Annotated in this window: 13 protein-coding genes and 1 tRNA gene; 11 read left to right on the forward strand and 3 right to left on the reverse strand. The window is 65.0% G+C overall.

Features of this window, described 5'->3' with window-relative positions; all coding sequences use genetic code 11:
- Window positions 1–117 precede the first annotated feature (117 nt).
- Complete coding sequence (locus AX729_RS13610; protein WP_061023773.1) at window positions 118–333, forward strand: hypothetical protein; 216 nt, start codon at window positions 118–120, stop codon at window positions 331–333.
- Window positions 334–423: 90 nt separating this feature from the next.
- Here the strand turns inward: AX729_RS13610 and AX729_RS13615 are convergent, their stop codons facing one another.
- Entirely contained in the window at window positions 424–2,112 is a 1,689-nt protein-coding gene (locus tag AX729_RS13615) for an MFS transporter (RefSeq protein WP_061023856.1), read from the reverse strand.
- 135 nt (window positions 2,113–2,247) lie between these two features.
- Between AX729_RS13615 and AX729_RS13620 the strand changes: the two genes are divergently transcribed.
- The 7 genes from AX729_RS13620 to AX729_RS13650 all read left to right on the forward strand — a co-directional run bounded on the left by AX729_RS13620 (window position 2,248) and on the right by AX729_RS13650 (window position 9,986).
- Window positions 2,248–3,612, forward strand: coding sequence for a hydrolase (locus tag AX729_RS13620; protein WP_061023776.1), 1,365 nt, complete (start codon window positions 2,248–2,250; stop codon window positions 3,610–3,612).
- A gap of 34 nt (window positions 3,613–3,646) precedes the next feature.
- Window positions 3,647–5,017, forward strand: coding sequence for a cytochrome P450 (locus tag AX729_RS13625; protein ID WP_061023777.1), 1,371 nt, complete (start codon window positions 3,647–3,649; stop codon window positions 5,015–5,017).
- 48 nt (window positions 5,018–5,065) lie between these two features.
- Entirely contained in the window at window positions 5,066–6,475 is a 1,410-nt protein-coding gene (locus AX729_RS13630) for an adenylate/guanylate cyclase domain-containing protein (protein ID WP_061023779.1), read from the forward strand.
- 176 nt (window positions 6,476–6,651) lie between these two features.
- A complete protein-coding gene (locus tag AX729_RS13635; protein ID WP_061023781.1) occupies window positions 6,652–7,140 on the forward strand; it encodes a tellurite resistance TerB family protein in 489 nt (162 codons plus the stop codon).
- A 220-nt stretch (window positions 7,141–7,360) separates the two neighbouring features.
- A complete protein-coding gene (locus tag AX729_RS13640; RefSeq protein ID WP_061023858.1) occupies window positions 7,361–8,140 on the forward strand; it encodes an SDR family NAD(P)-dependent oxidoreductase in 780 nt (259 codons plus the stop codon).
- Between the two features lie 130 nt (window positions 8,141–8,270).
- The gene (locus AX729_RS13645; protein WP_061023783.1) at window positions 8,271–9,065 is read left to right on the forward strand and encodes a glutamine amidotransferase; all 795 of its coding nucleotides are present in this window, start codon (window positions 8,271–8,273) and stop codon (window positions 9,063–9,065) included.
- Between the two features lie 108 nt (window positions 9,066–9,173).
- Entirely contained in the window at window positions 9,174–9,986 is an 813-nt protein-coding gene (locus AX729_RS13650; protein ID WP_061023785.1) for an enoyl-CoA hydratase, read from the forward strand.
- Window positions 9,987–10,106: 120 nt separating this feature from the next.
- Here AX729_RS13650 and AX729_RS13655 read toward each other — a convergent pair.
- Window positions 10,107–10,182 (reverse strand) — tRNA-Ala (locus AX729_RS13655).
- Window positions 10,183–10,368: 186 nt separating this feature from the next.
- Here AX729_RS13655 and AX729_RS13660 point away from each other — a divergent pair.
- Genes AX729_RS13660 through folD form a run of 3 tightly spaced genes read left to right on the forward strand, consistent with a single transcriptional unit; the run spans window position 10,369 to window position 11,914 of the window.
- Window positions 10,369–10,659, forward strand: a complete 291-nt coding sequence (locus AX729_RS13660; protein ID WP_061023787.1) for a YggT family protein — start codon at window positions 10,369–10,371, stop codon at window positions 10,657–10,659.
- A gap of 15 nt (window positions 10,660–10,674) precedes the next feature.
- Window positions 10,675–11,019 carry a DUF167 domain-containing protein gene (locus tag AX729_RS13665; RefSeq protein ID WP_061023789.1) on the forward strand — a complete coding sequence of 115 codons (345 nt, stop codon included), beginning with the start codon at window positions 10,675–10,677 and terminating at the stop codon, window positions 11,017–11,019.
- A gap of 10 nt (window positions 11,020–11,029) precedes the next feature.
- Complete coding sequence (gene folD / locus AX729_RS13670) at window positions 11,030–11,914, forward strand: bifunctional methylenetetrahydrofolate dehydrogenase/methenyltetrahydrofolate cyclohydrolase FolD (protein WP_061023791.1); 885 nt, start codon at window positions 11,030–11,032, stop codon at window positions 11,912–11,914.
- A gap of 131 nt (window positions 11,915–12,045) precedes the next feature.
- Here the strand turns inward: folD and ppa are convergent, their stop codons facing one another.
- The gene (gene ppa / locus AX729_RS13675; RefSeq protein ID WP_061023792.1) at window positions 12,046–12,582 is read right to left on the reverse strand and encodes an inorganic diphosphatase; all 537 of its coding nucleotides are present in this window, start codon (window positions 12,580–12,582) and stop codon (window positions 12,046–12,048) included.
- Window positions 12,583–12,601 lie beyond the last annotated feature (19 nt).

The raw sequence follows: 12,601 nt of genomic DNA on the forward strand, positions 1-12,601 counted from the left end.
GGCGCGAAAGCCGGGGCCACGCGGCGGCACATGACGCTCCTCAACAAAGCCGTTGCGGCTCCGGGATCATCGCACTAGCTTCGTCCGCGACTTGTTCCGGGCAAGAGGCATTACGCGATGGCCAGATTTCTTTTCACGATCATTTTGCTCCTGTGCGCATCGCCCGCGTCCGCTCAACAGCAGCCGGGCCACGACGCCTGCGCGCGCGATGTCACGCGCTTCTGCCGCGCCGTGATGAACAATGGCGACGGCGCCGTGCTCGCCTGTCTGAAGCAGAACCGTGCCCGGCTGAGCAAGGGCTGCGAAAAGGTGCTGACGGACCACGGGCAATAGTGATCCCCTCTAGCCCGGATGAGCGCAGCGATATCCGGTACGCTTGACCCGCATGTCGCTCCGCTCATGCGGGCTACGGACGGATAAAATCTAAGTGCTACTCCCCGCCGCGGTCGCGACCACCGGCAGCACCTCGTCCTTCGCACTGTCCGGCGTATCATCCTTCCAGCGCACCGAGCCGAACGGGCGCTCCAGCATGCGGCGGATCCGCACCGGCTCGGGGCCGATGTGGAAGTCGATTGCCTGCTGATGCAGCGCGCGTTCGGACTGGGTCGAACGGTTGCGCTGGCGCAGGTAATCGAACCAGGTCGGGCAATGGTAGCGCTCCGTCCATAATTCGGGATCGGCGATGTCGCGTGCGATCGACCAGCCATAGGCGCCGTTGCGCTGCCGCGACAGCTGCACGTCCTGCATCACGTTGTGGAAGGCGCGCGCGTTCTCCTGGGCGACCCGGTACTCGATCTCGACCACGAGCGGTCCGCTGCGGCCGGTCAGCGACAGCTTCACCTCGGGGTCGGCCAGCACGTCGGCATCCTCGTTGCGGGCGCCGACGCGCGGCATCGTGAGCCAGATGCCGAGCAGCGGCGAGATCAGCATCAGGCCGGCCGCCGTCAGTAGCGCGACCTCGACCCCGGCATAGTCGGTGAGATGGCCCCAGCCCCAGGCGCCGATCGCGATGCCGCCGGAGATCGAGGCCTGGAACGCCGCGAGCGAGCGGCCCGCGACCCAACGCGGCGCCGAGAGCTGCACGCCGATGTTGAACAGCGCGATCGCCGCCATCCAGACCGCGCCGGCCAGAACCAGCGCAGTCGCCGTCAGCACCGGCTCGGTGCTCACTGCGAGGGCGGCCATCGCGAACGCCATCGAGATGGTGCAGGCGCGGATCGCGGCCTCACCGCTCATGCGCTTGCGCAGCTCGTGGATGTTGAGCGCGCCGATCACCGCGCCCATGCCGAAGGCGCCGAGCATGATGCCGTAGGTCTGTGCGCCCCCATGCAGCAGGTCGCGCGCGACCAGCGGCATCAGGGCCATGATGGCACCGCCGATCAAACCCATGACCAGCGTGCGCAGCAGCACGATCTTGATCGGCGGCGAATTGGTGATGTAGCGGAAGCCCGAGACCATCGCGCGGTTGAGCTTCTCGCGCGGCAGGCGCGAGGGCTCGGTGTTGCGGCGCCAGAGCAGCAGCACCACCAGCAATGGCAGATAGAGGATGGCGTTGCAGGCGAACGCCGCGACTGCGCCAAGCGAAGCAACGATGACGCCGCCGACCGCGGGGCCGAAGCTGCGCGCGATGTTGTAGCTGATGCCGTTCAGCGCAACGGCCGACGCCAATGCTTCGGGCGGCACCTGCTCGCTGACCGAAGATTGCCAGGCCGGGCCGAACAGCGCGTTGCCGCTGCCGACCACGAAGCAGAAGGCGAGCAGCAATTCGGGGGAGATGAGATTGAAGCCGGCCAGCACTGTGAGCGCGGTCGCGCCGATCAGCGCGATCGACAGCGAAACCACGCTGACGATACGGCGGTCATACATGTCCGCGATGGCGCCGGCGGGCATCGAGATCAACATGATCGGCAGCATCAAGGCGGTCTGCACCAGCGCCACCTTGTCGGCCGAGGCCGCCATCTGCGTCATCGCCCATGCGGCGCCCACGCCCTGGATCAGCAGGCCGAGATTGGAGAGCAGGCTGGCGAGCCAGATGCGCCGGAATACGGTGTACCGCAACGGCGCGGCGATGCCGTCGCCGGCAAATTTCTGGCGGTTCCTCTGCTCGGTCATATCCCCTTCCATATCGGGTGTCAGAAGTTCTCGGGTGATTCCGGCAAATTCAGTGATGCCCGCGAAAGTCCTTCGCTGTCCAGTGGTTAGGCCGGTATAACCAGTGCAAAGAGATGGTTTGCCGGGGAGGAACAGATGAAGCTGTCGCGACGGACGATCCTGCAGGGCGTTGGCAGCTTGCCTTTCGCGGTTGCGAGCTTGCGGGTGGGTGCCCTGGCCCAGACCGCCACGCGAGATGCCGAGATCCCGCCGATCCTGTTCGTGCACGGCAATGGCGACTACGACGCGCTCTGGATGACGACGCTTTGGCGGATGGAATCCAACGGCGTCGCACGCGAGCGCATGATGGCGATCAATTTCACCGATCCGCTGGCGCGCAACGACGACAAGGTCGAGCAGACCAGCCGTTCCTCGACCGAGGACCAGCGCAGAGAGCTCGCCGCCGCCGTCACTGAACTGAAGCGCCGGACCGGCGCGCCGCGCGTGGCGCTCGTCGGCAGCTCGCGCGGCGGCTATGCGATCCGCAACGTCATCAAGAACGGCGGTGCGGGCGATGTCAGCCACGCCGTCCTCTGCGGCACGCCCAATCACGGCGTGTTCGCGACCGATGACCAGCCGAACAACGAATTCAACGGCCGCGGCGTATTCCTGCGCGGCTTGAACGAGGGCGACAGCGAGGTGACGCCGGGCGTCACCTTCCTGACGCTGCGCAGCGACGGCATGGACAAATATGCGCAACCCGACGGTCGCTTCATCGGCAAGCCCGGCACGCCGACCGGCGTCACCGCCGAGGGACCGGAGCTGAAGGGCGCGACCAACCTCGTGCTCGGCGCGCTCGATCATCGCGAGGTGGCGTTTCATCCGCGCGCGTTCCGGGAGATCTACAAGTTCATTGCCGGCCGCGAGCCCACGCGCATCGCGGTTGTGTCGGAGCCGGGCGTGAGGCTGAGCGGCCTGGTCACGGGCACCCCGGGCGGCGCGCCGACCAATCGCCCGGTCGCAGATGCAACCGTCGATGTCTTCCGTGTCGACCCTGATACCGGAGAGCGCAAGGGTGCCGCGCTGTACAGCGCAAGGACCGGTGCAGACGGCCGCTGGGGGCCGGCGCAGGTCGATCCCGCCTGGTCGCTCGAGTTCGTCCTGGCCTCGCCAGGCGCGCCGACCACGCACATCTATCGCTCGCCCTTTCCGCGCTCGTCCGATGTCGTGCACCTGCGGCCTGCGCGCCCGATCGGGCCGGCCGACAAGGATGCGGGAGCCGTCGCGATCATGTCGCGGCCGCGCGGCTATTTCGGCCTGCCGCGGGACGTTGTGCTGTTTGATGGCAAGGAACCGGCCGACGTCAAGCCGGGCGTGCCCACGGATGCGACAGCAACCCTGCGGCTTCCGTCCAGCGAGATCGGGCGTAACGTCGTGGCTCAGTTCGGCGAAGAACGGATCGTGGCGCGAGCCTGGCCGGCCGCCGAGAACAGGATTGCGATTGCCGAGCTGACTTATTAGCTGTTTTACTGCGTCAGACCTGCGGGAGAGAGCCATGAATATCGCCAGCGTGCGTCGGCCCATCGTCCCTCCGGCTCCCCCGCGTGCACCCGACGACATGTCGTTCTTCGCCCGTCTCGCGGTGATCCGGCAGAACATGATCGCGACCTGGGGGCAGCGCGCCTATGAGGAAGAGGTCATCGCGGGCCGCTTCTTCTTCCGCAACAGCTACATCCTGAACCAGCCGGACGCGATCCGGCACGTTTTGCTCAGCAACTGGGAGAATTATACGCGCACGCCGGCCGGCATCCGCATGCTGCGGCCCGTGCTCGGTGACGGCCTTCTGATTGCGGAAGGCCATTCCTGGACGTTTCAGCGCCGCACCCTCGCGCCGGCCTTCACACCGCGCGCCACCGCAAATCTCGTTCCGCACATGACGGCGGTGCTCGACGAAACGATTGCCAAGCTCGACGCGCGGACCGGCGAGCCGGTCGATCTGCGCGAGGTGATGCAGCGGATGACCCTCGAGATCGCTGGGCGCACGATGTTCTCGTTCGGCATGGACCGGCATGGCGCGACCCTGCGCAACTTCATCATGGAGTATGCCGCGCGGCTGGGGCGGCCCTATCTCCTCGACATGGTGCTGCCGGTGTCCTGGCCGAGCCCGATGGATTTCGCCCGCGCTCGCTTCCGCAAGCGCTGGACCGAGTTCGTCGCGATGCTGATCGCCGAACGGCGCGCGGCCGGCAAAAAGGACGGTGCGCCGCCGCGCGACCTGTTCGATCTCATGGACGAGGCGCGCGATCCTGAAACGGGCAAGGGCTTCTCCGACGAGCAGCTCGTCGACGAGGTCGCGACCATGATCCTCGCCGGTCACGAGACGACGGCGACCGCGCTGTTCTGGGCGCTCTATCTGCTCGCGCTCGATCCTGATACGCAGGAGGAGGTGGCGCTCGAGGCCCGCGGCGAGCATCTCGACAGCATGGCCGACATCGACCGCCAGAAGTTCACCCGCGCCGTGACCGACGAGACCATGCGGCTCTATCCGCCCGCCTTCCTGGTCGCGCGAGCCGCGCGGGAGAAGGACAATGCGGCCGGTGTCGAGATCGGCAAGGGCGACATCATCATGATCGCGCCCTGGCTGCTGCACCGGCACGAGAAGTTGTGGGATCAGCCGAACGCATTCGTCCCAAAGCGCTTCATGTCGAAAGAGGCGCCGGACCGCTTTGCCTACCTGCCGTTCGGCGCAGGCCCGCGCGTCTGCATCGGCGCGCCGTTCGCGCAGGCCGAATCGGTGCTGGCGCTGGCGCGGCTGATCGGCGCGTTTCGCGTCGAGCTTGTCGATCCCACGACTCCCGTGATCCCGCTCGGCGTCGTCACGACCCAGCCGGATCACTCACCCATGTTCCGCATCACGCGTCGGTGACAGGCGCTGGTCTGGCCGATGGCGTGATTTACCTTAGATTGAGCCACCATGAGCGACATCCAGGCCCAGTTTTCCGTTCTGAAGCAGACCGCCGACCCGAAGGTGGCCGATGCGATTGCGCGTCTCATCGAAGACGGCGAGGATCACGAACTCAATCGCGTCAATGTCCTCGATTTCTCCAGCCAGCACGGTCTCGAAGAGGAGCGCGTCATCTCGGCGTTCCTGCACGCGGCCCGGCTCGGGCTGTTCGATCTCGGCTGGAACGTGCTGTGCCCGGGCTGTGGCGGCGTGCTGGGTGCGCACTCGACCTTGAAGGCGCTCAAGCCGGACGACTATCACTGCGCGCTCTGCGCTTGCGGCTACAAGGCCTCGGTCGACGACCAGGTCGAGGTCTCCTTCACGGTGAACCCGCGCGTCCGTCGCATCGCCGCGCACGATCCCGATACGCTACCGGTCTGGGAATACTTCAAGCAGGTGTTCTGGAGCTCCGGCGTCGATTTCAATAAGGAGTCGTTTGCGACGCTGGCCAACGAAGTGACGCTGGATACGATGGAGCTGCCGGCCGGCGAGAAGGCGACCATGTCGCTGCAATTGCCTGATGACTTCGTCATCATCTTCGAGCCGGTGACGCACGCCGCGCATTTCATCGACGTCCAGGGCGAGCCGACCAAGGATCGCCAGCAGCTCGCCATCATGTACAACAAGGTGCAGGCCCCGACGGGGACCACGACGATGCGGCCGGGGCCGCTGCGGCTGTCGCTGGAGAACCAGGCCGGCGTGCGGGTTCTGCCGTCGGTGTTTATCGCGGCCGAGGCGCTCCATCATCTCATCGGCAAGCGCAAGCCGTTCCTCACCGCCAAGCGCATGCTGTCGAACCAGACGTTTCGCGACGTCTTCAAGGCGGACAATCTCAGCCTCGACCAACGGCTCCAGATCACCTCGCTCACCTTCCTGTTCACCGATTTGAAGGGATCGACCGCACTGTACGAACGGGTCGGCGATCTCGCCGCCTTCGATCTCGTGCGCGCGCATTTTCATGCGCTGCTCGAGATCATCTCGTCCGAGAAGGGGGCGGTGGTAAAGACCATCGGCGATGCCGTGATGGCGACCTTCGTCCGTCCCGAGCACGCCATCGTCGCCGGCCTGCGCATGCGCGCGGCGATGGATGAGCTCAACAAGAAGCGCGGCACCGACGATCTCATCGTCAAGATCGGCATCCATGAAGGTCTGTGCCTCGCGGTCATGCTCAACGAGCGGCAGGATTATTTCGGCCAAACCGTCAACATCGCCGCCCGCGTGCAGAGCCTGTCGACCGCGCAGGAGATCCACATCACCGGCCCGGTGCTCGATGCGCCGGCCGTGGCGGAAGTGCTGAATCAGCGTGAGATCAAGCCGATCCAGAAGCAGGCCGCATTGCGCGGCATCGCCGACAAGATGGTGGTGTACGAGATACCGTGAATTCGGATCGTCCTTCCGGGTTCGCGCTTTGCGCGCCCCCGAATGACGGCGAACAGATTGCCGAAACGTAATGCAGCGCGCGGAACTGACGCACGTTGCGCCGGTTGAGTTTCCCGCTCATATAATGCTGGTAACGGCCGCGTCCCTCGCGGCGTCATCGATCTCGGTAGGACCTTATGCTCGACGGCTTGCGTCAATTCATTGCCGACATTGTCGGTCCTCAAACCTCGGACCGCGCGTTTGGCGACAGCGATTATCGGCTGGCGGCCACTGCACTGCTGGTCCACGTGGTCTCTCTGGACGGCCAGCCGAGCGGAGCCGAACAGCGCAAGCTGCATAGCCTGATCGAAAGCCATTTCGGGCTCGACCGCGGCACTGCTGACCGCCTGATCGCCGACGCCACCCAGGTCGAGGGCGAGGCGGTGGACCTCTATCACTTCACCAGCGTCATCATGCGCTCGCTCGACGAAGACGGCCGCAAGCGCATCGTGCAGATGATGTGGGAGCTGGTCTATGCCGACGGCCAAGTCAGCGAGTTCGAGGACAATGTGGTCTGGCGTGCTTCCGACCTGCTCGGGATTTCCCAGCGCGACCGGATCGAGCTGAAGCACGCAGTTGCAGAGCGTGCCGGTGGCCAGGTCAAGGACAGCGTCGTCGGCGGTTGAGGGGCTCAGGCCTCGGTGGACCGCGGCCTGCGGACACATGACGAAAGTTTAATCTGCTCGTCGCTCGCGCCGATGCGCCTGCAAATCAACGGTTTTTCAGCACTGCCTGTCGTTCCGCTCAAGCGGCCATGCCGCGAGTGCCGCTTGCATGTTCCGCTCGGCCTATGCTCTCGTTCCGCCATTGCGGAGCCAGAAACTTGAATTCAAGAGACTGCAAATCGTGACCGAGCGGGTGACGCTGATTACCGGTGCTTCAGCGGGCATCGGGATAGAGCTGGCGCGGGTGTTTGCCGCCAACGGGCATCGTCTCGCCTTGACCGCGAGACGGACTGACCGGCTCGAGGCGCTCGCCGCGGAACTCGCCGCCAAGGGCGGCAAGAAACCGATCCTGATCCCGTGTGACCTCCAGAACGCGGATGCCGGCGAGACGATCGCGGCAGCGCTCGCCGCCGAAGGCGTCGAGCTCGATCATCTCGTCAACAATGCCGGCTTCGGCGTGTTCGGCGATGCCATCGAACGCGACCGCGTCGAGCAGCTCGGCATCGTCGATGTCAACGTCCGCGCCTTGACGGATCTGTCGCTGCGCTTTGCCGATCAGCTCATCAGGAACAAGGGCGGTCTTCTCAACGTAGGATCGGTCGCCGGTTTCCTGCCCGGTCCCGGCATGGCCGTCTACTACGCGTCCAAGGCCTATGTGATCTCCTTCACCGAAGCATTGCGGGCGGAGCTTGGGCCACGCGGCGTCCGCGTCACCGTGCTTTGCCCGGGTCCGGTGCCGACCGAATTCCAGGCCCGCGCCGGCGTTGGGTCGCAACATGATACGGCCGTTCTCAACGTCTCTGCCGCCGAAGTTGCGCGAGAGGCGTATCGTGGCCTGATGGCCAACAAACGGGCAGTGCTGCCCGGTCTGGGCATCAAGATTGTGCCGTTCGCGCTGCGCTTCTTCCCGCGCGGCTTCATCCTGGCAGCCACCAGCCGATTCCAGAGGCAGAGGCACTAGGAAGCCGCGCAGCGTCTGGCGTGGCCCGGAGCTTGCTTTCTCGATTGGCGGCGTGTGTGCGCAAACTCACACGAAATTAACCATCGCTTAGCTATGCTGGCGGTCTGAACCGATAGCACTCGCAGAGGCCATGTTGTTCCGGACGGACAGGTTTGGTGGCGCAGAGGTGGTGGCCTTCCCACGGAGGGCGCCGCGCGCCGGCGCCTCTGAAACCCGGCTGCCGGTTCTGATCGTCTTGCACCAGGAATGCTCGACACCGGGCCGCGTCGGCAATGCGCTGCGCGCGCTCGGCCATCGGCTCGATATCCGCCGTCCGCGCTTCGGCGATCCCCTGCCTGAGACGCTCGATCGGCATGCCGGTGCCGTGATCTTCGGCGGCCCGATGAGTGCCAACGATCACGAAGACTACATTCGACGCGAGATCGACTGGATCGAAATTCCGCTGCGCGAGCAGCGGCCGTTCCTCGGCATCTGCCTGGGTGCGCAGATGCTGGCGATGCAGCTCGGGGCCCGCGTCGCCCCGCATGCGGAGGGGCTGACCCAGATCGGGTATTATCCGATCAGGCCGAGCGCTGCGGGCCGTGCCCTCTGCCCGCATTGGCCGGCGCAGGTCTATCACTGGCATCGTGAGGGATTCGAGCTGCCAGTTGGCGCCGAATTGCTCGCCGAAGGCGATGATTTTCCGGTGCAGGCGTTTCGTGCCGGCAATGCTTTCGGCGTGCAGTTCCACCCCGATGTGACCTACGCGATGATGTATCGGTGGACCACGCGCGGCTATGACGGCTTCAGCGCGCCCGGTGCGCGGCAGCGGCACCATCACTTCGCGGATCGCGCCGTCTACGATGTCGCGGAGCGCGCCTGGCTCGACCATTTCATCGACGGCTGGCTCGCGCGCCGGCCGGTGCTGGCGCAAGCCGCCGAGTGATCGCGCCTTCGCGCGGATCCTTGGCGCAAGTCCTTGCCTCATCCCTGGATATGCTAGGCTCGCTGCCAACGAGCGCGCGCGAACGCGTGCCGGCAAAGGGAGAGCATCATGGGTTACGAGCACATTCTCTATGAAGTGAGCGACAAGATCGCGACCATCACGCTCAATCGCCCGGACCGCATGAATGCGTGGACGCCGATCATGGAGCGGGACGTGCGCCACGCGATGGAAGCGTCAGATGCCGACGACGATGTTCGCGTCATTATCCTCACCGGCGCGGGCCGCGCCTTCTGCGCCGGCGCCGACATGGATGCGCTCAAGGGATTGGATCCCGACGACGTCAGACGCGCCACGAACCTGCCGCCATTCGACATGAACCGTCGCCCGGATTGGCAGACGCGCTACGGTTATTATCCGTCGATCAAGAAGCCGGTGATCGCCATGCTCAACGGAGCGACCGCCGGTATCGGCCTCGTGCACGCGCTCTATTGCGATCTGCGCTTTGCTGCCGACAACACCGTATTCACGACGGCATTCGCGCGGCGCGGCCTGATTGCCGAGCATGGCATCAGCTGGATGCTGCCGCGGATCGTCGGTCACGCCAATGCGATGGACCTCCTGCTCTCCGCGCGGCGCGTGTCGAGCGAGGAGGCGTTGCGGATCGGGCTGGTGAACCGGCTCTGCTCGCCGGAGAAGCTGCGCGAGGAGACCTATGCTTACGCGCGCGATCTCGCCGATTTCGTCTCGCCGAGCGCCATGGCCGTGATCAAGCGCCAGCTCTACGAGGTGCCGTTCCAGACGCTGGCCGAGGCGACGATCGAGGCCAACAGGGAGATGATGGTGGCGCTGGGCGGGAGTGATTTCAGGGAAGGCGTCGCGAGCTTCATGGAGAAGCGTCCGCCGAGGTTTACGGGGAGATAGGGGATTCATGGACAAGGTCCGCCGTCGCCCTTCGGGCTATGGCGGGACAGCCTTCGCTCACCTCGCTACGCGAGAGCTGGGCTGGCTTGCCTAGCCGTAGCTCGCGAAGCGAGCGAAGGCTGGTGGAGCCAGGCGGGATCGAACCGCCGACCTCGTCATTGCGAACGACGCGCTCTCCCAGCTGAGCTATGGCCCCTTTGCTGGCCGCTCTGGTGAATGCGGCCGACAACCGGGCGCCATTTAAGTCCCCGCCAAGGTCAAGTCAAGGACGGGCGTAACCCGGTTTTAGCCATTCGGGCGCCGACTTCCCTTGTTTGGGCCTGACGGAACCGATATCTAGCAACAGGCGTCAATCCCGACCGGAGCCAGAGTTTTCAAAGCCATGCGTGCCGTTCTCGACATCGTCATCATCGTGCTCGACCTCTACGTCTGGCTGCTGATCGCCTCGGCGATCCTGTCCTGGCTGATCGCCTTCAACGTGGTGAACACCCGCAACCAGTTCGTGTCGGCGGTGGCGGAGTTCCTGTACCGGATCACCGAGCCGGTGCTGGCGCCGATTCGCAATCTCCTGCCCAGCCTCGGCGGCCTCGACATCTCGCCGATCATCCTGATCCTGATCATCATGTTCATCGAGCGGGTGATCCTGTACTACGTCTACCCGAACGTGATCTGAGCGGGCTGGAGCGCCTTGGTTGTCAAAGATGCTCCCAAAGAACCCTGGCGTTATTCGGCCGCAGGAATCAGCATCGCGCTGCGGGTGACGCCGCGCGGCGGCCGCGACGACATCGATGGGATCGAACAACTTTCGGATGGCCGCAGCGTGCTCAAGGTACGGGTGCGCGCGATTGCCGATGGCGGCGAGGCCAATAAGGCCGTCCTGGTGCTCCTGGCGAAATCGCTCGACGTGCCCAAGGCCAGCGTAAAATTGCTATCGGGAGCTACCTCACGGTTGAAACAGATCGCGGTCGATGGCGATCCGGCGCGGCTCGGAGAAGCCCTGCGTCAGCTCGTGTCGGCCAAATCGAAGGACTGAGGGAACTGACATGACGGCCAAGATCATCGATGGAAAAGTCATTGCCGCGGAACTGCGTGCCCGGGTCGCTGAAGAGGTCGCCCGCGTCAGGCGCGAGCACAATCTGGTGCCGGGCCTTGCGGTGGTCCTGGTCGGCAACGACCCCGCCAGCGAGGTCTATGTCCGCTCAAAACACACCCAGACCCAGGCTGCGGGTATGGCGTCGTTCGAGCACAAGCTGCCGGCCGACGTCTCGCAAGGAGACCTGCTGGCCCTGATCGCAAAGCTCAACCGCGATCCCGCCGTGCACGGCATTCTGGTCCAGCTGCCCCTGCCGAAGGGGCTGAACACCGAAGCCGTCATCAACGCCATCGATCCCGCCAAGGATGTCGATGGGCTGCATCCGAACAATGCCGGTCGGCTCGCCGGCGGCTTCGAGGCTCTGTCGCCCTGCACGCCGCTCGGCTGCATCATCCTGACGAAGAGCGTGCACGCCTCGCTCGAAGGCATGAACGCCATCGTCATCGGCCGCTCCAACCTGGTCGGCCGCCCGCTGGTGCAGCTGCTGTTGAACGAGAACGCCACGGTGACCATCGCGCATTCGCGCTCCCGCGACCTGCCCGGCCTCGTGAGGCGCGCCGACCTCGTCTATGCCGCGGTCGGTCGCCCCGAGATGGTGCGTGGCGACTGGCTGAAGCCGGGCGCGACCGTGATCGACGTCGGCATCAACCGGATTCCAAAGGACGACGGCAAGACGCGCCTGGTCGGCGATGTCGCCTATCAGGAAGCGCTCGGCGTTGCCGGCGCGATCACGCCGGTGCCGGGCGGTGTCGGCCAGATGACGGTGGCGTGCCTGCTGGTGAACACGCTGCGGGCCGCGTGCGCGATCGCAGGGCTGCCGAAACCGGCGGTGTAATCGAATGTCATTCCGGAGCGATGCGAGCATCGAACTATGGTGCGCAATTTGCGCACCTGGGAACCTCGAGACTCTCAGGTGCGCAAATTGCGCACCATAGTTCGCCTCTTCGAGGCGCCCGGGAACGACGACTACGCCTTCTTTTTCTTCTCGCGCTCGATGCCTTCGAGAATCAGCTTGTGCGCTTCCGCGGCGTCGCCCCACCGCAGGATCTTCACCCATTTGCCTTTTTCGAGATCCTTGTAGTGCTCGAAGAAGTGCTGGATCTGCTGGAGCGTGATGTCCGGCAGGTCGGAATAGCTCTTCACCTTGTCATAGCGCTGCGTGAGCTTGGATGACGGCACCGCCAGGATCTTCTCGTCGCCGCCGGCTTCGTCTTCCATGAACAGCACGCCGACCGGACGCACGCTCATGACGGCGCCGGGAATGATGGCGCGGGTGTTGATGATCAGCACGTCGCAGGGATCGCCGTCATCCGACAGCGTGTGCGGGATGAAGCCGTAGTTACCGGGGTAACGCATCGGCGTGTAGAGGAAGCGGTCGACCACCAGCGTGCCGGCCTCCTTGTCCATCTCGTATTTGATCGGTTCGCCGCCCACGGGGACCTCGATGATGACATTGACGTCGTGTGGTACGTTTTTCCCGATCGAGACCGCATCGATACGCATTCAAGGCTCCGTTGTTGCC

The sequence above is a fragment of the Bradyrhizobium sp. CCH5-F6 genome (assembly GCF_001556045.1).
GTDB lineage: Bacteria > Pseudomonadota > Alphaproteobacteria > Rhizobiales > Xanthobacteraceae > Bradyrhizobium.

Coding starts and splice junctions, on each gene's coding strand:
- AX729_RS13610 (WP_061023773.1), top strand. CDS start 118: ATGGCCAGATTTCTTTTCACGATCATTTTGCTCCTGTGCGCATCGCCC.
- AX729_RS13615 (WP_061023856.1), bottom strand. CDS start 2,112: ATGACCGAGCAGAGGAACCGCCAGAAATTTGCCGGCGACGGCATCGCC.
- AX729_RS13620 (WP_061023776.1), top strand. CDS start 2,248: ATGAAGCTGTCGCGACGGACGATCCTGCAGGGCGTTGGCAGCTTGCCT.
- AX729_RS13625 (WP_061023777.1), top strand. CDS start 3,647: ATGAATATCGCCAGCGTGCGTCGGCCCATCGTCCCTCCGGCTCCCCCG.
- AX729_RS13630 (WP_061023779.1), top strand. CDS start 5,066: ATGAGCGACATCCAGGCCCAGTTTTCCGTTCTGAAGCAGACCGCCGAC.
- AX729_RS13635 (WP_061023781.1), top strand. CDS start 6,652: ATGCTCGACGGCTTGCGTCAATTCATTGCCGACATTGTCGGTCCTCAA.
- AX729_RS13645 (WP_061023783.1), top strand. CDS start 8,271: ATGTTGTTCCGGACGGACAGGTTTGGTGGCGCAGAGGTGGTGGCCTTC.
- AX729_RS13650 (WP_061023785.1), top strand. CDS start 9,174: ATGGGTTACGAGCACATTCTCTATGAAGTGAGCGACAAGATCGCGACC.
- AX729_RS13660 (WP_061023787.1), top strand. CDS start 10,369: ATGCGTGCCGTTCTCGACATCGTCATCATCGTGCTCGACCTCTACGTC.
- folD (WP_061023791.1), top strand. CDS start 11,030: ATGACGGCCAAGATCATCGATGGAAAAGTCATTGCCGCGGAACTGCGT.
- ppa (WP_061023792.1), bottom strand. CDS start 12,582: ATGCGTATCGATGCGGTCTCGATCGGGAAAAACGTACCACACGACGTC.